The following is a 22,927-nucleotide window of genomic DNA, read 5'->3' on the forward strand; positions in this document are numbered from 1 at the left end:
TCGCCTACAACACAATCAGGCAGAAATGACTTCATAAATAAAGCTAAACGCTGCCCACTGGTTGACATCGAATGCATAAACATCCGCTGGGGCGTCGGTCTGATGCAAATCCTGTAAAATTGCCTGAACCAGAGCCAGGAACTGCGTAAAGTTGCTCATTCTCTGGGGGCTGCTAACTCGCAGTTTATTGTTCAGCAGTTCAGCCGTCTGGGCGAAGGGAGAACGGCTCAAGATCAAATGAGTTTCTGTGATGCCGCTTGAAGGCTGAATCAGGGAATCTGCATCGGTTTGGAGCAGGGTATGGGTTGCTCCTGGCGCGATCGAACTGGGTGTTTGCGAGGCAGGTGAGGAGTCATTTGCGAATCCGGGGGGATATACCACCGGAATACCCTCTGCATCTAGCCCCAAGCCAATCCAATAAAGGGGACGATCGCTGTAGTTTAGGATTTGATACTGAATCCGACTACCGATCGCGACCTCCGGCAACCCAGTGGTCTGTAAGTCAGCGTAGGGCTGCGGCGGAGCCCAGGGGGCACGAGCGGTTTCCTGCTGAGAAATAATTTGCTCCTGGGGGGCAGTCGTAAGCAGCGTTGCCCGCACTCCCAAACGGGAAGACCCCTGATTTTCCAGTAGCCGCAGCAGCTTATTGGCAAACAATGCCTGTAACTGAGGAGTCATGCGATGAATTGCTGTTTTTACCGCTTCGTCGTCCTGGTTCAGAGAAGTGTAGATTGCGCTGCGATCGAGGAAAAACAAGGCATAGCCGCGCTTGCTGCTGGGCGGCTCGAGGGTTAAAGCTGGAGTTGCTGAGCCTGGAGAGTTCGGTGACGTGGGTGGCAGAGCAGCAGTCAGCGTCGCAGTTTTAAGCTGGGTTTTCCCAAATAGCAAATCGGCAGACTGTTCGCCTGCAATCACTGAGGAAACCTGCGGAATTGTAGCAAAGGCACTGGTCGCATCGACTCGCTCAACCCGCTCCAGGCTTGCATCTAAGCCAACGGTCAGGTTCAGATTGCGCGGCAAAAACCGCATGACCTCCTGCACAACTTGCCCAACCTCGATTCCCCCCAAGGGAGAACTGCTTCGCATTGACTCTGCTTCATTGCCGCCCTGATGCTTGGCTTTCGCCATCAGTCCTTCCCGCGATCGAAGCTGAAGCAGCCTGGGTGATTGATTTTCTGAGTCAGCAGGCATCACGGCGAACAGCGAAGCCCCTACGTTTTCCAGCACGATCGCAGGCAGTCCCCCCAGCCAAAGCTGCACCTTTCCCTCTTCGTCGATCGATCGAACAACGCCATCTGCGCTGAATGCAAAATTAGAATCAAGAACTGCCGTGAGGTTGAGCCGTTTTTGGTTGCTGCTGTTGAACTGCTGTTTGTGTTCCGCCGCCTGCTTCGCTTTGCCGATTGCCCCCGAGGGGGTGGTGGTTCGCATCGCCTGTCCTAAACCAACATTTAGCATCGTGGTGGACGTACTGCACCAAAGCTGTTGCGTCAGCGCATAGGTGAGTAATCCGGCGTGAAAGCCACTCCACTGTGCCTCGGTCGAAACTTGATCGCCGCCTGAGCCGGTGAGCAGGACACCTGGAGGAGATGCCCAATGCAGCGTTGCGCGAGATAACTGCAGCCGTTCTAGCAACTGCGATTGCAGGGTTTGTTCTGCTTCGAGGAGTTGACCACTAGGCGCACTGGGACGCGATCGAATTCGCAAACTGCCCTGGGTGACTCGTCCCAGATGAGTAAAGCCTGTATCCAGGACGGTGATTATCTGCTGAGTCGGCAGTGATCGCAATAGCAGCTCCAGCGTCTCCAGCATTAGGTCATTCACGATCGGATTGTCTGCGGTGGGCAAAACGCCATCGATCGGCACAAGGCTCTGCTGCTCGGTAGGAGCTTGATCTAGCAAAACCTGGCTGCCCAAGCCGCTAAAGTGAAACAGCACCACATCACCCGATCGCGCTTGGTCAATCAGATGAGCCTGAAACGCCGATTCGATCGCTGATCGCGTGGCCTGATGATCGGTCAGCGTCAGAATATCGGCAGGCTGAAAGCCAAAGCGATGCAGCAGCAGTTCTCGTTGCAGTTCCACATCGGTCAGGCAGCCGTTAAGAGCAGTTCCTTTGGGCGGCACAAAATCACCCACGGCTTCTGGATATTGATTAATGCCAATCAACAGGGCGAGTTTGCGGCGCGTTGGCTGTGCTAAAACCTGCTGCGATCGATCCGTCAAAGCAAACCATCCGGCTTCACTCAACCCTAGTGCTGCCAGAATGCTGCCGAACCGCTGTAGAAATTCTCGTCGATTTACCCTCATGCTTTTGTAGCGATCGCTATCTAGAATTGGACAGGCAGGTTGAATACCGCTGTGGAGCGGTAGCTCCCTGTACCTCATCCTCAATTCACTGGCTCTAGCTATATTTGAGCATTAAAAGCCTGAAAAATGCCCTTTTCTACTGGCGATTCTTGAACCCTGCTGTTTTCTGATCAAGCGGAAGGGATAGAGTCAGGCTCTCTGCCGCTCCCATCAGTCATCTCAGCAAATTGGATAGAATGCTCCAGTAGGAAGGGCAATACAACTTCCTCTCTGGAAAACTGATTTAGATTTCTAATTGCAGCTAGCCGGAAATCTGCATCGCACGGGCAAGTTCGGCGGCAACCAGAGGGCGCGAAAATTCGGGCGGTGGTAGCTCACCTTGACGCAGCATTTCCCGCACTTTGGTTCCAGAGAGGTGAATCCGCTCTTCGGGTTTGCTAGGGCTGGTTTTAGTGGTTGCCATTGCCTGCGTCCGCTTGCAGTAAAAAGCGTGTTCAAACTTCATCGGCAGGATGCCTAACGCCTGCGGATCAAACTCGTTAAAGATGTACTGCGCGTCATAGGTTCCATAATAGTCCCCGACACCAGCGTGATCGCGTCCCACGATGAAGTGAGTGCAGCCGTAGTTTTTCCGCACCAGTGCGTGGAAAATGGCTTCACGGGGTCCGGCATAGCGCATTGCAGCAGGGTTGATTGCCAGAATGACGCGATCGTTCGGGAAATAATGTTCCAGCATGATCTCGTAGCAGCGCATCCGCACATCGGCTGCAATGTCGTCTTCCTTAGTCGCGCCCACCAGGGGATGCAGAAATAGCCCGTCTACGGTTTCCATCGCACATTTAATAATGTATTCGTGAGCGCGGTGGATCGGGTTGCGGGTTTGAAAACCTACGACCGTCTTCCAGCCCTTTTCCTGAAACATCTGGCGCGAGACTGCCGGATCAATTTGGTAGGCGGGGAAGAGCGGATGGGCATCGCGCTCTAGCAGCCAGACAGAACCAGCCAAATTGATATTGCCCTGCTGATAAACGACTTTCACGCCGGGGTGCTTTTCGTCGTCGGTGCGGTAGACGTTGACGGCTTCCTTCACTTTGTCATAGGTGTATTTGTGCGTTAGCTCCAGAACCCCTACAAAGCGACCATTCGGGTCATCCAGGCGAATCAGTGTGCCTTCACACAGCGGCTCTGCAACTTCCTCGCTCACCGATAGCGTAATCGGAATCGACCAGGGCAATCCATTCGATAGATACATACTACTGACCACCGATTCGTAGTCTTCTCGCTCCAAGAATCCAGTGAGCGGGCTAAATCCACCGATCGCAATCATGACCAGGTCAGAAGTTGTCCGCACATCCATTTGCACTCGCTGCAATGAATCTGCCATTGCCAGAAATTCTTGTCGCTGGTCAGGGGTTGCAATGCGATTAATAAGCTGTCCGCCATGTGGCGCGATTCCTGCGGCTTGTTGAGTCAACGTCTTGCCCTCTCTACAACAATAATGACTGAACTAAAATGACGAAACTAAAGGTACGAAACTAGAAGCACTAAGCCAGAATGAACGACTCTGGCCGCAATTCTTAAGTAATGTTGAAGCTCATCCTAGTATATCTATCGAGGTAGCATCTCTCGACAGCAGACCTACAGACAGCTTTTCCCAGGTCAAGCGGTTGCCTCAAGTGCTAGGAATTGAATGAACAGTTTTCCGATCGAATTACTCAAAAATTAAGTTTTATCTTACCTCGATCGCTTCCACCAGGAGCCACTGTCCCGATCGGTTTAATCTTGCGGTTACGGTCAGCGTTTGTCCTGTTTGATAGGTCTGAAACTGGCGATCAACTGTGGCATCGAGGGTCACCAGGCTCAAGGCTTCCAGACAGGAATCGATCGGACGATCGAGATAAAGCTGATAGTCCTGATCGCCTCGGCGTTCAAAGGTTCCCTGATATGATTTGCTGAATTTTGTGGCAACGCTCTTATGCAAAGAGGATGGCTGCACTAGTCGTTGAGCAATGCCATCGATCGGATAGTCCTGAGGATGGGCAAGAAAATGCTGCTGGCAGTCGAGCCAGTCCGGGTCATGCGGAGTCACGTTAAACAGCGGAATGACCGCAGCGGGGGCGATCGGATCTTGCAGCAGGGCGTTTTGCAGGTTGCGCACAGAGAGTTCTCGCGGCTGACAGCGACGCTGTACACAGAGGGCTGCTGCTGCTCCTGCGGCTTGTCCAATGCCTAGTACAACAGGCTGAAGTCGGGTTGCTCCGTTGGCAATATGAGACACAGAAATATTTTTCTCGCAAACCAGCAGACCCTCGATCGCTGCCGGAACCAAACAGCGATAAGGCAGCGAAAAAGGCGTTCCCGTCCAGCGTCCACCCCAGCGCAGCGACTTCGGTTTCAGGGGCAGGGTGTCGCCCGGATAGTGATGATCATTGGCATAGTTGCCGATCGCGATCGAGTCCACTAATCCCTCTGGATTCAAGGGCAGAGCCGCAACCTGTCCGCCAGTAACAGGCAAAATATCTGGTTCGCAGACTGTTGCCAACCCGCGTAGTCGCCGACTTTCCCGGTAATAGGGATGCAGGGCAAAAGCTCCTCCGCCAATCTGTCCTGACCCAGCAGAGGGAAAACTGTCTGTCGCTAAGCCATATCGACTTCCCAACTCTCTTTGCAGGAAATGAGCATAGCCCTGTGCGTGCCACAACGCGTCCTGGAGCCATTCTTGCCGTGCTGCCGCAGATTCTACCAGCCGATCGAGCCGTATACCGTAATCGTTGCCCTGCTGCGGAAAGTTGAGCATAAAGCGATTTCCCGGCAGACGACCGTAGTTGAGAAACATTGCTGCACCGTAGCCTTCCCAGGTTCCCTGAAAGCGATCGGCACTGTAGCTAGGTGGAGCCGGAATGATTTCTGAGCAGTCTGTGCCAAAGTCCTGCATGAGAAAGACCCAGGTAGGAGCTTGAATCGGAAAGCGATCAGTTAAGGGGGTTGCAGCGACGGGTGCGCTGGGTTCACCGAATTCGCTTTGCCACTCCCAGCCCCACCGATAAGGGACTTCTGCCAGTGCCAGCAAATCGCCTAGCTCTGTACCGTCAATTATGATGTCTGCTGCGATCGTCCAATTGTCAAACTGAACTTCTGTAATGCGATTCTCCTGTCGAATCACGGTGCGAGGTGTTTGACCCGTAATCCAGTGAAGGTTAGGCAACTGCCGCACCCAGTCGGCAAAAATGGTGGCTCCAATGCGCGGCTCATAGGTAAAAAAGCTGACCCAGGCATGATCGAGTCCTTCGGGCTGACGCTGTTCCAGTTCATGCAAGAACGCGCCCCATAGCCCCGTTTGAAACGACAGCAGCTCATTACCATCAGGTGCAGCGACCCCGGCAGCGGTCAGCATTCCTCCCAGCCACTCAAACTCACTCACTAACACCGTTTGCGCTCCGGTTCTTGCCGCCTGAATTGCCGCCGCAATGCCGCCAGTACCGCCGCCAACAACCAACACTTCAGTTTTGTGCTGCTGCATACTTTATCGATAAACTCGTCTTGCCCTCCCAACAGTAAAGCAAAACGCAAAAGCAAAACGCCAGCCATTATGGAACTGGGCTGACGCTTTACCTTAGGTATTCACAGGGATTTATCGTTAAGGTCTTTATCCGGGCTGACCTCATTTGAATCATCATTAGTGTGACAGGAGTTCTCCTACTTTTGGTAGATTTTAAGGTTTCCTTAATTTCAAGATTTTGACTTGCGGGTAGCCCGCTGCTCCAGCCGATACAGCCAGACCATCAAGGCAATGATGCCCACCTGAAGCGCAAAATTAGGAAACGCCGCCGCCACGTCTCGTCCGGCAAGTAACTGTGTCAGAAAGATAAATGCGCCAATAAAGCCAGAAGCTCCACAGCCAACATAGATAAACTGTCTTAGTCCGCGATAAGGAGTTTGCAGCTCTGCTTTGAGCTGAGCATATTTTTCAGGATCAAGGTTAGAAGGCTGGGAGCGAGTTGTTCGCTTCGGAGAAGATGATTTTGGAGAAGGGGAATCAGGCATGGTTGAAGCAAGAATAGGCAGGACAGGCGAGCCAGTGACAGAACATCGACAGCAATGGATGCTGTAAAGGGTTGTCAGTGAAGTAAAAGGTTGTCAATGAAAAAGGAAGGCTTTTCTGCCAACCTATCATTTTTCTAGCGATCTACCACAAGCCGCGTTTACCGCTGGGGTGAATTGTTGCCCAATTCGTGCGTGCGGTTGCCAACTGCTCATCTGTAATTTTTGCGCCTGTCAGGTCTGCTCCACATAGATTGGCTCCCCGCAGGTTGGCATTGCTGAGATAGGCATAGCTCAAATCTGTGCCGCGCAGGTCTGCCCCACCCAAATCTGCATGGCTCATGTATGCCCGTGCGAAGTTTGCGTTGCGGCAGGTTGCCTGGGTCAGGCTGGCATAGCCAAAATCTGCGTTAAAGAGATTTGCGCCCTGTAGATTGGTCTTACACAGCTTCGCGTTATGAAAGTTTGCGCCAGACAGCTCAGCTTTGGGCAGATGCAGCAGACTCAGATCATACGAAGTAAAGTCTCGCTTGCCCTTCGCGTAGGCGATCGCCAAATCCTCAGCATTGAGCTTTTGCACAATCCCCGCGGGCCGATCTTCTGCTGCCCTGCCGCCTGATTTCGAATGAGGAATGCCATCGGTTCGATTGGATGCTCCTCGACGTATCGGAGAACCGGGCTGAAGCTGAGTCAAGTCTGAGCGAGAATTTTCAGACTTTGCCTGTCTTGCCCGAATCGCAGCTGCCATCCGTGCCGAAGGCGAAGAGGGAGAGGAATGCATTATCGCCTCATCTGCGCCCCTGCCGTCTGTCCGGTTCCCGGAAAATTGCCAGTCTCCCGAACCTGATCCGGTCGAACGCGTGCGGTTGGGCTGGCTGACCATGCCCCGCGCCAGACTGTCCAGATAGGGCTCCAAATCTAATGCCCGTAAAACTTCGGTTGCATTTTGATAGCGATGACGTACCGACACGTCCAGCATTTTTTGCAGCACTTCGGCAAAGTGTTCGCTGACGTGAACAAGCTGCCGCCACATAATTTCGCCCGTTGCCGGGTCGTATTCCATGTCCTTAGGAGATTTACTGGTAAGCAGATAGAGGCAAGTCACCCCCAGCGCATAGATATCGCTGGCATAAACCGGGCGCATTGCCATTTGCTCTGGTGGCGCATAGCCAGGAGTGCCGATCGCATACTGAGTCAGAGCCGTATTTTCTGAAGCGTTTGCGCTGGCTGGATTCACCTGATCTTTCACTGCGCCAAAGTCGATCAGCACCAGTTTTTTGTCCTGCGATCGGCGAATCAAGTTAGCGGGCTTGATATCCCGGTGAATGACCTGCTGACTGTGGATATATTGCAGCATGGGCAGCACTTCGCTGAGAAATTGCTTTACCCCTGCCTCACTAAACGGACCCGATCGTTTGACTTCTTGCTGGAGCGTGGAGCCGCTAATGTATTCCTGAACTAGATAAAACTCTTGATTTGCCTCGAAGTAGTCGAGCAGACGCGGCACTTGAGGATGACTGCCGACTTTCCCCAGTGTGCTAGCTTCCCGTTGAAACAGCACCCGCGCCATCTGCATTACCTGCACTGAGGTCGAAGCGGGTCGAAGCTGCTTAATCACGCAGTAGGGATTGCCTGGGAGCGACTCGTCTTTTGCCAGAAACGTTGCGCCAAACCCACCCTGCCCCAGCGCATGTACGACTCGATAGCGATCGCGCAGAAGCAGCTTTGCACCACACGCCTGACATAGCTCCGTATGGGTTAAGTTTTCGGGATGAGGACAGGCTGAATTTAAGCAGTAGCTCATGCGGCATCACTCGCTGTATCAATCGCCAGGTGTCGCGGTCATAACGATGAGACTCGGTTTACACCCTAGTATCATTATCTTTCTAACGGGTTTTGGAAAGAGTGACAGACTTGCGGAAAACAATTTAAGAGTTACTAAAGTTACAATGCCTCATCTTAAAGTCCCCGTGAACCCCCTGCCATACTTGAGGGGTCAGACCCATCAGCATCAGTTCGGTTTGCTGCGGCAGATAGGGCAGCCTCAAATCGTCTTCTCTGTTGTTGCCCCTTCCCCTTGAGCTTCCCCCTTTGGTTTCTGGCGAAGCCTCATTCCCAACCATTTATTCTTTGTTGTTCTCCTTGTGTCTTTGATGATTGTTCCCTCAATTCAGGGGTAGGCAACAGGGTTAGAGAACCGTGAATTCAGGCGAAGCCAAAAAATCAAATCCGTTGAATCTGCCGGGATTAGCTGATGCCTGTGTTTGTACCGCCGCATACTGATAGCCTCCTCCTACCCTTCTGTTGCTTCTGTTGCTATAGCCGCATTTCAAGGGCGGCAGTCCCGCCGGCATCCTCGGATTAGAAATCGATCGCGCTGCACTAAAGGCAATCGCCAATCGATCGCCAGTCGATCGCCTCGCAGTTTCCCGCAGAAGGAATCGCCTTGATGCGAGTTCCCTTTCGCCAGTGCATCTACCGATCAGTTTTACCAGAGATGGGAACGGTATCCGGATCAGTTCGAGGGGTTCTTCAGCAAGGAATCATGGACTGATGAATCAGAAATGAAGCAATGATGATCGCTCCGCCGGGCACTGCTTTGCATTACAGGAGACGGATTGGAAAAGGGGCAACTGAATCTTGCTGGCTTTCAGGCAACAAGTTCAAACAGGCACAAACAAACGCTGATCAGAAGAATTCTGCTCTGGAGATCATTGTTTGCATGCTGGTCGTACCGCATTCTGGCGCGATGTTTCCGCTATTTTATTGGGGTGGCAGAACAGGCTGAACAAAAGGTCAACATAACCCAAGAGCCGCTTCTGTTTTTTTAATCTGTAAGTGTTTTTGTGCCAGTAGGAGCGTGTTCTTTTGGTTAATCAATTCAGCGCGTTTAATTTGGCAATTAATCCTTGTGCTTATTTTGAAATTTGGGAATAGTATTGTGTACAGAAGTATGGTTTAGGAACAATACAAATGCCAAGATCAAAGAAAACCACAGCCTCGGCGATCGTCACAAAATCTGCCATTGATTATGCAACCTCTACACTGGAGGAGTTGCCCGAAAAGCCAAAGGAAAATTGGTCTTTGCGCGAAGCTGTTGCCTATCTTCAAGTGCAGATCTCATCTGCTTTGAGTAAGGGCTATAGCTATGAGGAAGTTGCCGGAATGCTGACTGAACGGGGAATTGAGATTTCAGCTTCTTCGCTCAAGAGCTATCTCTCAGCTGCAAAACGGCAAAAAGAAACGGCTGCTCCCAAAACTGGAAGAACAGGTCGGAGAAGCCGCAAAGCTCTGGGCGAAAACTTGATGGTAATTGAAGCGGTTCCTTCGCAATCTTCTTCAAATGGAACTGCTGAAAAAGCCAGCAAGAGTTTGAATGAAGCAAAACCGGAAGCAATTGCTTCGCAGTTTCCCGAAGGAGTAATCGCAGATTCCGAACCCGCAAACGACACTGCTCCCACCAAACGGCGAACGCGATCGTCAGCAAAATCGTCAGCTAATTCAACCCAGAAGAGTACTGCATCAAAGACGGCTGCTAAATCAAAATCAGCTCCTCGGACGCAATCCACCACTGAAGGAACGAAAGGAACGCGAAGCAAGCGGCAGCGACAAGCATAGGAACTGTTCGGGCATGACATTACCAGTGCTTGTGTCACTACTTCTGTAACTATCTGTAACGAGTAACTATCTATAACTATTTGTGTAGCCCCTGATGGGATTGCGCTTCGTGCAACTGTGCTCTGGATAGATCTCACTCGTCCATAATCACCCGAATGGATCAGTTCAATGGGGGACGCGCCAAGCTTCCGGTCGGCTTTATGCTAGGCGCAGCAAGCTAGGCAACCAAGATTTCCGAAACAACAAAGCAGAGTTTAAGAAAATTTTGAGTTTGTTTCTGGAATGAATAGGCGAGGTCTTGTGGTTGTCTCTAGCGCGACACTCTTGAAAAAACTGGTTCTTCCTGACCGTCCGTGAAGTTTTGCTAGCCGCCTGACTTGGGCATTTAATCTTCCCGGTAGAGTAGAAGAACAAAGTGTTTCAGATTTCGTCCGTTAGGTATCTGTTGAACACTGTTGAGGGGAAGAGGAGGAAACTGCGGTGGTCTATCAATCAAAGCACACATCTCAACCGTGGCGTACTCTGGTTGAGCGGCTGGAGAAGCCTCTAACAGGTTTATTTGTCACGCTAGGGCTCGCGGTAGTGAGTTTGCCGAATGGCTCTGTGCAGGGGTCGGAACTTTCTGAAACGCATCTGACTGCAAATCATGAGGTAGCTCAGCAACTGGTTGGACAAACCCGTGGGCAGCTTCCTGGACGATCGGTTGAGCAATCGGGGCAGAGGTTAGATCCTCGCTCGTTGACAGATGGCGTTTATTTATATGGGCAGTCGCCGGAGCCTGAGCAATTAGGTGCTGCTTATATGGTTTTTGAAGTGAAGCAGGGCGATGTAGTGGGTGCGTTTTATATGCCCCGATCGTCATTTGACTGTTTCTTTGGGAATTTTGAAGCCGATCGGCTGGCGTTGACGGTAGTGGATAGCTATGAGCAGACTCAGCACCCCTACGCGATTGCGCTAGATACCTCCAGCTCGGTTGCAATGGCTGGCGGAGAGACGATCGCACCCGTCGGGCTGGAAGGATTTCAGCGAATTGACGAGCTAAGCGCAAACGATCAGCGAATCTTGTCTACCTGTAAAACCGATCATTCCAATTAGTCGTTTGCAAAGTGAGTTTCTGCAAGCTCTTTGCAAGCTGATTTCATAAAACAAACGTTGCTTCCGTTACCGCCCGAACGCCGATCTTAACTGGATAGGGCCACCTGTTTGGAGAACTGTGAAGCAACTGAGTAAAGCAAAGATGAGAAAGCTGAATTGAATGCTGAACTTAAGATAACTTGGCTGCAACTGAATCAGGAGAAATACTCTTTCCAATTCAGTTAAGCCTTTTAAGCCTGATATCTCGGTTCAGCATTTGTGTGTGAATACGCACGATGCCGATTCTTTGAAAGGTGCATTGCAAATTCTGTAGAGCGGTTCAGAAGCCTTCTAATCCGAGAGTTGCGATTGGGTTCAGATTTCGGAAAATTGGAATTAGCAATCCGCCAGGATGTCAATTGTTAAGCCGCAATGAATCAATTGGAACTGCAGGTTGTTACATTCGCAAATGCGGTGGACGCGATCGAACAGGTTCGCCGAAAAGTGTTTCAGGAGGAACAAAGCGTTGCGGTAGATCTTGATTTTGATGGTCTGGATGAAGGTGCAACTCAGCTTATGGCGTACTGGAACGGTGAGCCTGTCGGCACTGCACGAATTCGGTACTTGGGTGAGCAGCTTGCCAAAATAGAGCGCGTTGCAGTTCTAAAATCGTTTCGTGGACTAGGCATTGGTCAGGCTTTGATGCAAAAGGCGATCGATCACCTCAGCGGTCAAAAGATTGCAGAAGTAAAAGTGAATGCTCAAATTCAAGTAAAGAATTTTTATGAGCGTTTAGGTTTTCAGCAGCAGGGTGAACCTTTTTATGAAGCAGGTATCCTGCATATTGAGATGAGAAGAAAACTGATGGTATAGATCCATCTCAATCTGCTAGATAAGTTTATCTCTGAGCTCTAATTTCAAGATTCTTTAGAATGTTATTTGGAAAACAGTTTTTTGCTTTCGTAATTCGTTATTGTTGGAGCAAACAGCCCTTTCACTCTTCAGGAGTACATTACAAAACTTAAAGCAAAATTTAATTTTTCTAGTCTGAATCGGCCTTAGGGCAGATCCCTGCCACTTCTTTTCTATATTATTCTTATTTCTATAGGATTAATTAGTCCTTGGCGGTTCAAACCCTTTTTCATCAACGATTTAAGCTGAACTCTGTGATAAAAAATTAATCATTTACTTCCTTATTGATCAAACGAATTTTGTGAAAACTTGCTAGTTCAGTTTGCATTCCTTGTTGAGTCAAATTGCGTTTCTCATTTTCTAAATCAAACTTTTAGCCTCACGGCTGAGTCAGCAACTCATAACGGGATTAACCCGTCTCGTGTCTTCGGTTCTGTTTCTCTGCTGTGCTATTTATTGATAAAACTTTATGAACACCTCCACTCTTTGTCCCTGCTGCTCTGAACCATTGCTGCGTCATGCTCGTCGAGGTGGCGTCTACTGGTTCTGCCCCCACTGCCATCAAGAAATGCCGAATTTAGCTTTAACGCTAACGGCTGCCCACAAGATGCAACGATTAGTCGATCGCCTGTCTCCCGACTTGGCAAGGCTGGCTTGATTCTAAATCTCTAAACCTGACCATCCTCGATCCACTGATACAGAGTGTCACGCTGCTTGGCAGGTCTACCGATCGACTCGATTGCCGATCGCAGGTCTGAGACTTCCATGCAGGTTCCACCCTGTGCGCCTGCCATCGTGGTGATGTGTTCTTCCATGAGCGTACCGCCAATATCGTTGCAGCCCCAGGTGAGTGCCTCGGTTGCGCCGTGGAGTCCGAGCTTGACCCAGCTTGGCTGATGGTTGGCGATCCAGTTGCCGAGAAAAATGCGGGCAACTGCCATCAGCAGCAATGAATCTGCCAGAACGGGCTGGTCGCGTCCGACTCGCCGCCGAAGCGGTTTAGGAGCTTCCTGGCCGACAAACGGCAACAGGATAAATTCTGAAATGCGCTGATTGCCATAATCGATCGATCGTTGCTGAATCGATCGAAGCTGATCCAGATGGTGCATTTGCTGCTCTGGAGTTTCAATGTGTCCAGAGAGCAGTGTGCTGGTGGTTGGCATTCCCAAGCGATGCGCAGTTTCTACGATTTCAAGCCAGGTGGTGGAATTGATTTTTTCAGGACAGAGAATCTTGCGAACTGAATCATCTAGCACTTCAGCCGCCGTTCCCGGCATTGAGCCAACGCCTGCTTCCTGGAGTGCAGCAATGACCTGAGCATAGGTTGAGCCGTCTTCTCGGGCAATAAACTGGACTTCCTGCGGCGAAAAGGCATGCAGGTGAAGCTGCGGAAACGCTTCTTTGATCAGGCGAATCAGGCGCACGTAGTAGGCGATCGAGGTTCCCTGATGTTTTGCCTCAAGGTTCAATCCGCCCTGCATACAAATTTCGGTCGCGCCTCGCTGCACCGCATCTGCTGTTTTTTCGAGAATTGCTGCCTCGTTTAGCCAGTATGCTCCCTCTTCCCCTGCATCGCGCCGAAATGCACAAAAGCTGCAATGCTGCTCGCAGATATTAGTGAAGTTAATATTGCGGTTCACTACATAGGTCACCGTTTCGCCGGCCTGTTGCTGCCTAAGGCGATCGGCAGTTTCTCGAATGGCTCTCAGCGGGGTTGGCTCAGTTTGTTGCAGTAACACGACTCCCTCAGCCACGGTTAAATCCTGTCCGGCAAGGGCGCGATCGAGAATCGAGTCAACTGATGGAAAAGAAATCAGCATAGGGGGTAAGAAGGGATAGGCGGGATGCGGATGTTGGGGGAGGGTGAGCGGTGGTACATTGCCCCCTAAATTCCCTAATCCTGAGGAACTTTGAATTCTGGGACAGGCCTTCCCTGGAATTTGGAAACGGCTCTGGGCCAGAACCGGACGCTTAAAGCATTTTCAAAGCATTTCTAAGAAGGCGGGATAGCTGGCGCGCTTTCAGCGGGGTTTCCTGATGGTAGCTCTGGCGCGGGCGGGGGGCAGGCATCAGCGGTAGGCGGCTGCGTCTCGATCGTCACCTGGCGATATCCGGTTGTCGATAAAAGTTGGCTAATGGCGAGGCGAGCGCGATCGTTTGCAGTCTGGAGTAAACCCTGGCTACAGGCAGACTGAATCAGTCGTTCGAGGGTTTTGCGCTGAGCAAGATCTTGCAGTTCGGGGGCAACGTCGGGTCCCATGCCCATGAAGCCGCGATCGTAGTCATAGACCTTCGACCGGTTAACATCAATTTTGCTATCGAGAATTCTGGGGGGCGGCAGGCGCAGCAGCAGGCTATCTCCTTGGGTTTGCACGGCATCGGCAGTCAGGGAAGAGAGATCGAGTCCGGCACGCACTTCCCCATAACCGATATAAAGCAGCGTAGTTTTACCGACGACCAAGCCACTAATCGTCCGCTCCCGGCTGGTAGGAACTACCGTTTCCATTACAAATATGGCAGTGGTGAGTTCGCTCACGCCCCGTACCTGCTGCACGACCGCCGATCGCACGTCTACCTGGGGAGCAGGCTGAGGCGCAGTCACCACCCCAAAGATCTTGCCAAGAAAACCAGTCCCCGATCGCACCATGTTCAATAGCAACAGCACCGTCACCAGGCTCAAACTGCTAGCAGTTAGAAACGACAAACTTTTCAGAAGGTCTACCCAGCTTCCCGGCTGCTCCGCAGTTCCCCGAAGGGATAATCGTCGCTGACGCTGCCAGTAGTTGCCCTTTCGGGGCTTGTACGGCTTGCTCTGCGACTGCTCTTGGGATTGGACTTGGGGTTGAGCAGGAAGCTCGATCCGGGATTGATTTTGCGACTCGTCGCGCTGCATCACTTTCTCGGTAAGGTTTAACTGTCTTGTAGCCTTCAATTTGGGTAGAAGTCTTCAAGTTGTTGTTGCGATAAACACCCTTGCCTATTCTAATGTCCGGCTGCGGGAAATGCTTCTTACTCGGTATCAGTGAGGCGAGGGCAAGGGCAATTCGGCGATCGTTCCGGCTACCCTGTAAGATATCGTTATAAATTCCTGTGGACTGAGTTTTATGCTGCTTAAGTGTACAACCCGCCATGTCCGTATTTTTACGGCTGAAGTTGAGAACGACAGATTGGTCGAGTCGGAGGACAAGCTGACTCTGGACATCGATCCAGATAACGAACTGGAATGGAACGACGCTGCCCTTCAGGAAGTGTATCAGCGGTTCGAGAGTTTGGTTGCGGCTTACGAAAGTCAGGATTTAACGAACTATAACCTGCGCCGGATTGGGTCAGACCTGGAACACTTTATTCGATCGCTGCTAATGGCGGGAAAAGTGTCCTACAACCTGAATAGCCGCGTTAAAAACTTTAGTCTGGGACTGCCACGCTACTCCGACGAAGAGGCGGACAATCACCTCGCAATCAAATAGTGCTCATTTCCGTAGAGCTTGTTTGAAGCTGCAAATCTCCTATGCTGCTCCCTAAATTCCTCGTGAACAGGGGACTTTCAAACCACTGGCTCTCAAATCAATAGGAGGGCTAGATTTAATAGGAGGGCTAGATTTCACTCCACGATCGGCTACTGTGTTCCCACTAGCGGCTCTTGTGCATGTTTCCAGTTTTGCAGCCCCTTAAATTCTCATGTGGGGAACTTTGAACACCGAGTTAGGTTGTACACCCAACTAGGCTCGGTTTCCTCCAAAATTGAGGGCAAGGGGAAGCGGTAGCAATTTGAACCGGGGTAGCGGGATGGGGGGTATATAGTAGCCTTTCAAGGAGGCTAGGGAGACGGTTTGGAGCAATCAAAGCGATGAATGCTCAAATATTCTGATGAACTAGGAAGAATAGGCGCAGTAGTGAATCTGCTATATCCGCACATTTCTATATTGGTCTATATCTGCATCGGTCTATGTCTGCACACTTAAGGGACAGGTATGGGACAGGCTACTGTGAAAATTCGTTGTGCAAATCGCGAATGCCCTGGTCTAAGCTCTGAGTAATGCTAAAAAAACACCTGAAACTCGTCAATCGTGCAGGGGGCTAAGCTATCCTGAGAGGACTGCTGAATTTCTGGCTTTTCTTACCCTGCCGCAGCAATGCTCTACTGCTCTAATCCGATCTGTCAGACCCCCAATCCAGAAACCCATCGATTTTGCCAGAAGTGCCGGACTCCTTTGATTCGTCGCTATCTCTGGGCAGTTGGGGCAATGGCATCTGCGTATCGGTCAGGAGATGTGCTGAGCGATCGGTTTTTGTGTAAGGGATCTCGCATCTTTCTGGATAGCAAGCCTGGCTTGCCACCTATGAGCTATGGTGAGGTTCCCGAACCGCTACTGCCCTATTTGCGGCTGTCTTCCTGTCAGCTTCATGTGCCGCAGATTTATGACTGGCTTCAGTTTGAGTCAGAGACGACTCACTACACCCCCGAAAATACGCTGCTGCTGCTCGATCAGGCTCCGATCTACCGACCCGATAGCATTGCAGAACAGAGTTTATCGGCTGCTTCGCAGTTCTCTCTAGGGGGAATTGATTTACCGCAGTCCAATCAGTCCGACTCTGAGGTACTGCTTTTTCCCAGCTTGCCGCAAATGTGGCAATCGGCGACGCCCTTTCGACAGCTTCACTGGCTCTGGCAAATCGCCCAGCTCTGGCAGCCGCTTAGTGAGGAAAGGTGCGCCGCAACAGTTTTGGATTCAGAACGATTGCGCGTCGAAGGCGGACTACTGCGACTCTTGGAGCTTCAAACCAGCCGCTCACCGTCGATGCTGTCCCAGTTAGGACAAAGCTGGCTGGATTGGGCTGCTACAGCGCGATCGGAGATTCAGGGATTTCTCCAACAGCTCTGTCAACAGCTGATTGAAGGCAGGATTCAGAATGCTGAGCAGTTAGTCGATCAGCTTGATTGGGCGATTGCTCAGGTGGTGCAGTCGCAGACCTACCAGATTCAAATAGCCACTCGCACTGATCAGGGGCCAACCCGCCCGCGCAATGAAGATGCTTGCTATCCCGCAAGCGGCACTGAGCAGTCGGATGTGCCTTTGCCGCTGGTCATCGTTTGTGACGGCATTGGGGGGCATCAGGGGGGCGATGTGGCTTCGCACCTCGCGATCGAAGCTGTCGCACAGCGAGTCTTGTCGCTTCAGGTTGAAACGCTCGATTCCGCAAGTTTGATGGTCGAACTTGAAAAGGCTGCCTGTCTTGCCAACGATTTAATCAGCCAGCGCAACGACAGCGAACAGCGATTCGATCGCCAACGCATGGGGACGACGATCGTAATGGCACTGGTTCGCAAGCATGAACTGTACATCGCCCATCTCGGAGATAGCCGCGCTTACTGGGTCACGCCTTGGGGCTGTCATCAAATTACTGTGGATGACGATATTGCGTCGCGGGAAGTGCGGTTGGGCTACAGCACCTATCGGCAGGCACTTCAGCAGCCAAGCGCGGGGGCACTGGTGCAGGCGTTGGGCATGGTCGGTTCGTCGATGCTTTATCCCACGGTGCAACGGTTTTTGCTGGATGAAGACAGCGTTTTTCTGCTCTGCTCCGATGGGCTATGCGATAACGATCGCGTGGAAGAGATCTGGGACACAGAAATTCTCCCGGTGCTGGCCGGCAAGCTCGATCTGCTCACCCTTACCCGGAACCTAATCGATATCGGCAATACTCGCAATGGCTACGACAATGTGACAGTCGGTTTGCTCTCCTGCCAAATTGTCAGAAGACAGCCCACTGCCGTCCTGCCCTTTGCTCTTTCGGGGGAAAGTGCGACCTCTCGTTCAGTCGAGCGCTCCTCCCTGGTTGAAACGGGTTTATCGGGTACTCCAACTCAGGTTGCTGCTCCGGTTCAGCTCTTTCCCTCGCCTCAAACCCGCCCTCTCGCGGAGCCTGCTGCTGCCACTGCAAAAACCCGAATTATTCCTCGCAAAGCATCCTCCTTTCGCTGGCTGCCCTGGATGCTGTTGATTTCGGTTCTGTCAGGGCTTGCTGTCACTTTATATCTCGTTCGTCAGAAGCAGCTAAGCGGCAGTCAGGCGGCTGTGAACCGCGAACTCCTGCCTGCACCTTCGACTTCTGCATCGATCGCCCCAACTTCGCTAGATGTCAATGCCCTGCTGCGGATCCTTCCTGCTGAAACTGATCCAACGCCAACCGCCTCTCCAACCGCAACGTCATCGAATGCGCTGATTTTGCAGTCTCGCCCTGCCGCATCAACCGTTCCCGCACCTGTTCCGTCGCTGCTTCCCTCGCCGACCGCATCGCCCACTCCTTTGCCTGTAGACCCGGAAGTGTCTCCAGACAATTCATCGTCGCAAGCGGCACAAAGCAGTTCTCCCGATGGGGTAGTCGGCTCTATTCCTGCCGGAAGCATTGTGGAAGTATTGAGCAAACAGGGCGCAACGGCGCAGGATCAGTGGGTGAAGCTGCGAGTTTGCTCTGTCCCGATCGTGGCACCGCCCACCAGTTCACCAACGGCTGAATCCCCGTCTGCTGCTTCACCGCCTGCTGAGCAGTCTGTGGTAGCTTCGCAGTCTCCTGCAGGGGAGATCGCGGCTAAAATTGCGCCAGTGCAGCCCGGACAGGAAGGCTGGCTCCGGGAAGCCGATTTGCTGCCGATCGTCGCACGCGATGTGCCCACTGACCGGGCGAGTTGTCCTCCGCTGGAACCCCAGGCTAGCCCCAGCCCCTAGAGACTCAACGGGCAGAACAAAGGAGACACCGTTTTCACTGCACCCTTACCGCCGCTGACGAATGCCGAAATCTGCTTCAACGGAACAGACCAGACCAGATAGACTGGTAAAGATAAGTTGTGTGTCTTCGATTTGGGTCTTGAATTCCGTCCTTTTCAATGCCTGACAACCCTTGCCTTAGTCTAGCGATCGCCCGGTCTACGGCTGCCGACCCTGAGCATTTTGCCATCTGGGTTTGGCAAGCTCCCTATCCGGGGGGATTTGTGCATCACGATCGGCTCTGGTCGCAGCCGCTGACCGAAATTTGGCAAGCGTGGCAAAACTTTTTCCCGTCTCGATCGCTGTCCAATTTTCCCTACACGCCCCAGCTTTTTGATCTACCGTCGCTGCCGGAGTTCACTCCCGAAGTCACCGCCCCGCCCGCTGCAGGTCAGGCAACGCCCTATTCTGCCCGACTGATGCAAAGCTTGGGAGTCAGTTTGTGGCAATGGGTGCTCGACGGCTCGATTCAGAGCAGCTTTGACCAGAGCCAGGGCATCGCCAGAGGGCAAAGTCGTCCGCTGCGCTTGCGGCTGGATATCCGCGATCCCAACCTAATTTCGCTGCCCTGGGAGATCATGCAGCCCCAGCCAGGACGACAGGCAGTGTCGCTTAGCCAGCAGCTTTTGTTTAGCCGCACCACGAGCGATGTTGATCCCCTGCCGCTATTGCGATCGGAACAGTCCCTCAGAATTTTGCTGGTGCTAGGGCAGGATTCGGACGTGGGCGACTATGACCCTTCCCTGATGCCGCAGGCAAAGCTGGCACTGAAGCAAGAAGCGGCGGCACTGTCCAAAGTGCTGGAAACGGCTGCGGAAGTTGATCCCTTCAGCGGTACAGCGTCCTGTCAGGTCAAAACGCTTGTGCAGCCCACCCCTGCCGAGCTAATTCAGGAGCTGGAGGCAGGCAGCTATAACGTTTTGTTTTATTCGGGGCATGGTGCGCCAGCAGCAGATGGTGGCTTGCTGTTTTTGTGTCCTGATGCGGCAATTAACGGTACAGAGCTGGCGCAAGTTCTGGTGCGCTGTCAAGTCAAACTGGCAGTGTTCAATGCCTGCTGGGGAGCATTGCCTGATCAGCGAAATCAGCAAACCATTCCGCGCAGCAGTTTGGCTGAAGTGCTGATTCATCATGGCGTTCCGGCGGTGCTGGCAATGCGCGACACGATTACCGACCAGGAAGCGTTGAACTTTATTCAGGCATTTGCCCAAGCCCTGGCACACCGATCGCCGATTGACGAAGCGGTGGCGATCGCCCGTCAACATCTGTTGATGCTGTTTAAGTTCAACCATCCTGCCTGGACGCTGCCGATTCTCTATATGCACCCAGAGTTTAACGGCGAGCTGATTCGTCCGTTTACCGAAGGCGTCACTGAAATTCCTGACCAGACAGCAAGCTGGCTCGGTCGGCAGGTTCCGCAGGCGTATCTGCGATCGGTGGTAGCTCCCAATCAAACCTGGTCGTTGCGGGGCGGCATGATGCGCGTGGGGCGGGGCGAAGGCAACGATGTCGTTTTGCAGCACATTGGCGTTTCCCGTGAACACGCAGAAATCTTTTGCCGCAATTCGTCTGACGAGGAAGAGGAACCCATTTATCTGCTGCGCGATCGATCGCGCTACGGTACTTGGATTTTGAATAATGGAGACGGCTGGCGCAAAGTGCATCACGAAGAAATTCCCCTCCGATCGCGAACTCAGCTCAAATTTGGTAATCCGCGCAGTCAGGCGTTAGAGTTTGTGATTGATGATTGAGGAATCGGTTCAGGTAGCAGACTGCCCTAAAACGCCCACACAAGACACTCGACCAGAGACACCAGAAATGGCTTTATTTGTTCCGGCTGAATTGTCCAATTCCTTGATTGTCCTCCTCACCCGATCGGCGATCGCAGTCTCGCCCAGAGGAAGGACTGTTTTTTTCTAAAAACTTTTCAGTCCACTTGCGGAACTGGCTGACTCGCTGCTGTAGCCCTATGTAACGAAAACGATAACGTACAGAGTTTTCATTCAGTTGTCTTTAGGAGCAGACCTATGAACCAAGATCACAATCCTTCCCTGGCATCCTCGCTTCGCCCTCAGTCCGAAATTGAACTTCTGGAGCTAATCCTGGAGGAAACCGCGAGCTATCCCTGGAATCCTGCCCAGCCCGAAGCCGAAGCGTATTTTGCAATGCTGGAGCAGGAAGTGATCAAGGCAGGCTTTACGGAGTCAGAATTGACCGAAGCCGGACAACGCTTGGGCGCGACGATCGATCAACTCTGGGCAACTGCACCTCAAACGACGCAGGTTTCCCGCTTTGCAGGTCTGCTTCAGCAACTCACCGCCCAAATGCCGCAACAGCTCATGAACAATATCACCAGCCATGCTCGTCAGGTTGTTTCCTCTGGCGATAGTCTGGCGGATCAGCTTGTGCAGTGTGTTCAACAGTGTTTACCTGCCTGGGCAGAAGAAGATTTGCAGGTGCTTGCCCGTCCTTATGCCTTTGCGATGCGGAGCGGCCAGGATGGCGAAGTGCTGGAAACCTCAGTGCGGACACTGGAACAGGTTACCTGGGAACAGCTTTCGAGCATTGAGCAAGCCAGAGTTGCCCTTGCCGCTGCCCGGTGTGCGATCGCAGAAGCTAGCGAAAAATAATTTGGAATTCGTAATTGCGAAATCTAGAATTCTCAATTGTGCTAAGGCTTTTACTGGGTCGCCTTGATTCACCTGTCACGTTGTTTGATAAACGATACGAAACCCACTGACCTTTGATAGCTGCGGAATTCCGAATTTCGACTTCCGACTTCCGAATTCCCTTAGCAGGCTGGAGTTCCTTTAACGCGATCGAAAAAAGCGAGTTGCAAAATTCTGGGATCGAGTGGGCGAAAGAAGCCTGGCTTTCAGAATCGCTGCCCCCAGAAACGCATAAGAAACCACCCCAACCACGGCAAGCACCAGTAAATTAATCATGCCGGAAGCATTCCAGAGCGCGTGCAGCCCTGCCGCAGTGAGATAGCCAATTCCCAAAATCTGCCAGCGTTGCGTTGGTTTTAACACGCTTAAGCCAATAAAGTATCCCAAATAGCCGCTATACGCCATGTGTCCGGCGATCGACCCCAGCAGTCGCGGAATCAGAAGCTGAAGCCCCACTAGCTCACCGTATTCTGCCCCTGCCTGAAGCGTCACGTCGTTGATAATTCCTGGCACGTATTGTCCCAGCGTTTCCAGCAGCGTAAAGCCAATGGCTGAGGCAGTGCCCAGCAAGATGCCGTCAAGCGGTTCCCAGATGCCGATCTGTTCGCGATAGGGCGATCGAAGCTTTGTCCCTAGCCAGAGTGCTATCAGAACGGGGAGTGCCTTCAAAAGCTCTTCCATTAAGCCTGCCCCAAACAGCATTCTCATCAGAACGAACGGTAGACTGATTGCCTCTCCAGGACGGGGAATTTGCCCTGGCAATAGCTCTCGAAAGAGCCATAAAAAGAGCGGCAGCACCGGACTAAGCAGCAGAATTGTACTGGTTAGAGCAGCACCTAGCAGCACCCACCAGGGCTTTTGTTTGCCACAGAGCTGATAGACAAAAAAGTAGGCGATGCCCGCAATGTAGGCGGCTAGCAGCAAATTAAACAGCCCAGACTGACCGATCGACACAAACATCAGCACCACAAAGGCAACGGTCATCACGCCGGGGATGAGATATGCCTTGTGGCGCAAGTCTTGTCCGGTCGAAAGAATCGGAAAAAGCTGGCTCATCGTCACGGTATCTGGTACGGGAGGCGGTACTCCGGCTGAGGACGACGAGGGTAGAGTCGGCAGGGCTAATTTTCCGTCGGGAGATTTTCCTTCGACTAGCGGTAGCGCAAATAGAAATTGCACTCCATCTTTTGCCAGCGTAATGCGATCGCCATCCCGTAGAAAGCGGCATCCCTGAAGCCGTTGCCCGTTGATGTAGGTTCCGTTTGCGCTATTGAGGTCGCAAATTTCCCAGCCAGAGGGCGAAAACGCAGAGGGGCAAATCCGAACGTGCTGACGCGACACGCCACCGTAGATTTGAGAGTCCAGCACAATTTGGCAGCGTGGGTCTCGCCCGATCAGCACACTCGAAGGAGTCACCAAAACAAAGATGATTGGTGAACTGGTTTGATCCAGAGGATGAACTTGTCGAAGGAAAGCCGAAGCAGGGCGAGATCCAGTCATGCTGGAAATGGGACAGGGTGGATAAATCCGGCTAGC

General features: G+C 52.2%; 16 protein-coding genes. 8 read left to right on the top strand and 8 right to left on the bottom strand.

Annotation, left to right across the window (positions count from 1 at the left end; genetic code table 11):
- Positions 1-15: 15 nt before the first annotated feature.
- From NDI45_RS14130 to NDI45_RS14150, 5 genes are all read right to left on the bottom strand, one after another.
- Complete coding sequence (locus NDI45_RS14130; RefSeq protein WP_348247702.1) at positions 16-2,388, bottom strand: caspase family protein; 2,373 nt, start codon at positions 2,386-2,388, stop codon at positions 16-18.
- Positions 2,389-2,611: 223 nt separating this feature from the next.
- Complete coding sequence (gene sat, locus NDI45_RS14135; RefSeq protein ID WP_348247703.1) at positions 2,612-3,784, bottom strand: sulfate adenylyltransferase; 1,173 nt, start codon at positions 3,782-3,784, stop codon at positions 2,612-2,614.
- 255 nt (positions 3,785-4,039) lie between these two features.
- Positions 4,040-5,830, bottom strand: coding sequence for an FAD-dependent oxidoreductase (locus NDI45_RS14140; RefSeq protein WP_348247704.1), 1,791 nt, complete (start codon positions 5,828-5,830; stop codon positions 4,040-4,042).
- Positions 5,831-6,039: 209 nt separating this feature from the next.
- Positions 6,040-6,354, bottom strand: coding sequence for a DUF3493 domain-containing protein (locus NDI45_RS14145; protein WP_190793130.1), 315 nt, complete (start codon positions 6,352-6,354; stop codon positions 6,040-6,042).
- A 142-nt stretch (positions 6,355-6,496) separates the two neighbouring features.
- A complete protein-coding gene (locus tag NDI45_RS14150) occupies positions 6,497-8,155 on the bottom strand; it encodes a serine/threonine-protein kinase (protein WP_190793131.1) in 1,659 nt (552 codons plus the stop codon).
- 1,169 nt (positions 8,156-9,324) lie between these two features.
- Between NDI45_RS14150 and NDI45_RS14155 the strand changes: the two genes are divergently transcribed.
- The 4 genes from NDI45_RS14155 to NDI45_RS14170 all read left to right on the top strand — a co-directional run bounded on the left by NDI45_RS14155 (position 9,325) and on the right by NDI45_RS14170 (position 12,613).
- The gene (locus NDI45_RS14155; RefSeq protein ID WP_190789601.1) at positions 9,325-9,969 is read left to right on the top strand and encodes a hypothetical protein; all 645 of its coding nucleotides are present in this window, start codon (positions 9,325-9,327) and stop codon (positions 9,967-9,969) included.
- Positions 9,970-10,449: 480 nt separating this feature from the next.
- Positions 10,450-11,064 carry a hypothetical protein gene (locus NDI45_RS14160; RefSeq protein WP_348247705.1) on the top strand — a complete coding sequence of 205 codons (615 nt, stop codon included), beginning with the start codon at positions 10,450-10,452 and terminating at the stop codon, positions 11,062-11,064.
- A gap of 411 nt (positions 11,065-11,475) precedes the next feature.
- Entirely contained in the window at positions 11,476-11,916 is a 441-nt protein-coding gene (locus NDI45_RS14165) for a GNAT family N-acetyltransferase (protein WP_190790118.1), read from the top strand.
- A gap of 508 nt (positions 11,917-12,424) precedes the next feature.
- On the top strand, positions 12,425-12,613 hold the full coding sequence (locus NDI45_RS14170) for a hypothetical protein (protein ID WP_190790119.1): 189 nt from the start codon (positions 12,425-12,427) through the stop codon (positions 12,611-12,613).
- A gap of 10 nt (positions 12,614-12,623) precedes the next feature.
- On the opposite strand, the gene cofH is transcribed toward NDI45_RS14170, so the two are convergent.
- Together cofH and NDI45_RS14180 are read right to left on the bottom strand one after the other, a co-directional pair.
- Positions 12,624-13,769, bottom strand: a complete 1,146-nt coding sequence (gene cofH, locus NDI45_RS14175; RefSeq protein WP_190790128.1) for a 7,8-didemethyl-8-hydroxy-5-deazariboflavin synthase subunit CofH — start codon at positions 13,767-13,769, stop codon at positions 12,624-12,626.
- Between the two features lie 179 nt (positions 13,770-13,948).
- Positions 13,949-14,848: a DUF4230 domain-containing protein gene (locus tag NDI45_RS14180; RefSeq protein ID WP_348247706.1), complete on the bottom strand. Its 900-nt coding sequence runs from the start codon at positions 14,846-14,848 to the stop codon at positions 13,949-13,951.
- A 211-nt stretch (positions 14,849-15,059) separates the two neighbouring features.
- Between NDI45_RS14180 and NDI45_RS14185 the strand changes: the two genes are divergently transcribed.
- The 4 genes from NDI45_RS14185 to NDI45_RS14200 all read left to right on the top strand — a co-directional run bounded on the left by NDI45_RS14185 (position 15,060) and on the right by NDI45_RS14200 (position 21,352).
- Entirely contained in the window at positions 15,060-15,422 is a 363-nt protein-coding gene (locus NDI45_RS14185; protein WP_190790121.1) for an NAD(P)H-quinone oxidoreductase subunit M, read from the top strand.
- A 666-nt stretch (positions 15,423-16,088) separates the two neighbouring features.
- Positions 16,089-18,683, top strand: a complete 2,595-nt coding sequence (locus NDI45_RS14190; protein ID WP_348247707.1) for a protein phosphatase 2C domain-containing protein — start codon at positions 16,089-16,091, stop codon at positions 18,681-18,683.
- A gap of 158 nt (positions 18,684-18,841) precedes the next feature.
- Complete coding sequence (locus NDI45_RS14195; RefSeq protein WP_190790123.1) at positions 18,842-20,473, top strand: CHAT domain-containing protein; 1,632 nt, start codon at positions 18,842-18,844, stop codon at positions 20,471-20,473.
- A 276-nt stretch (positions 20,474-20,749) separates the two neighbouring features.
- The gene (locus NDI45_RS14200; RefSeq protein WP_348247708.1) at positions 20,750-21,352 is read left to right on the top strand and encodes a hypothetical protein; all 603 of its coding nucleotides are present in this window, start codon (positions 20,750-20,752) and stop codon (positions 21,350-21,352) included.
- A 180-nt stretch (positions 21,353-21,532) separates the two neighbouring features.
- Here the strand turns inward: NDI45_RS14200 and NDI45_RS14205 are convergent, their stop codons facing one another.
- Positions 21,533-22,891 carry a PrsW family glutamic-type intramembrane protease gene (locus NDI45_RS14205; RefSeq protein WP_190790125.1) on the bottom strand — a complete coding sequence of 453 codons (1,359 nt, stop codon included), beginning with the start codon at positions 22,889-22,891 and terminating at the stop codon, positions 21,533-21,535.
- Between the last annotated feature and the right edge of the window lie 36 nt (positions 22,892-22,927).

The organism is Leptolyngbya sp. GB1-A1, from assembly GCF_039962475.1.
Taxonomy (GTDB): Bacteria; Cyanobacteriota; Cyanobacteriia; order Elainellales; family Elainellaceae; genus Leptolyngbya_A.

Bases quoted from the DNA above. Each gene is read 5' to 3' on its own strand.
- NDI45_RS14200 (WP_348247708.1), top strand. From the start codon at position 20,750: ATGAACCAAGATCACAATCCTTCCCTGGCATCCTCGCTTCGCCCTCAG.
- NDI45_RS14170 (WP_190790119.1), top strand. From the start codon at position 12,425: ATGAACACCTCCACTCTTTGTCCCTGCTGCTCTGAACCATTGCTGCGT.
- NDI45_RS14185 (WP_190790121.1), top strand. From the start codon at position 15,060: ATGCTGCTTAAGTGTACAACCCGCCATGTCCGTATTTTTACGGCTGAA.
- NDI45_RS14165 (WP_190790118.1), top strand. From the start codon at position 11,476: ATGAATCAATTGGAACTGCAGGTTGTTACATTCGCAAATGCGGTGGAC.
- NDI45_RS14130 (WP_348247702.1), bottom strand. From the start codon at position 2,388: ATGAGGTACAGGGAGCTACCGCTCCACAGCGGTATTCAACCTGCCTGT.
- NDI45_RS14140 (WP_348247704.1), bottom strand. From the start codon at position 5,830: ATGCAGCAGCACAAAACTGAAGTGTTGGTTGTTGGCGGCGGTACTGGC.
- NDI45_RS14205 (WP_190790125.1), bottom strand. From the start codon at position 22,891: ATGACTGGATCTCGCCCTGCTTCGGCTTTCCTTCGACAAGTTCATCCT.
- NDI45_RS14150 (WP_190793131.1), bottom strand. From the start codon at position 8,155: ATGAGCTACTGCTTAAATTCAGCCTGTCCTCATCCCGAAAACTTAACC.
- NDI45_RS14145 (WP_190793130.1), bottom strand. From the start codon at position 6,354: ATGCCTGATTCCCCTTCTCCAAAATCATCTTCTCCGAAGCGAACAACT.
- NDI45_RS14155 (WP_190789601.1), top strand. From the start codon at position 9,325: ATGCCAAGATCAAAGAAAACCACAGCCTCGGCGATCGTCACAAAATCT.
- NDI45_RS14195 (WP_190790123.1), top strand. From the start codon at position 18,842: ATGCCTGACAACCCTTGCCTTAGTCTAGCGATCGCCCGGTCTACGGCT.
- NDI45_RS14180 (WP_348247706.1), bottom strand. From the start codon at position 14,848: ATGCAGCGCGACGAGTCGCAAAATCAATCCCGGATCGAGCTTCCTGCT.
- NDI45_RS14190 (WP_348247707.1), top strand. From the start codon at position 16,089: ATGCTCTACTGCTCTAATCCGATCTGTCAGACCCCCAATCCAGAAACC.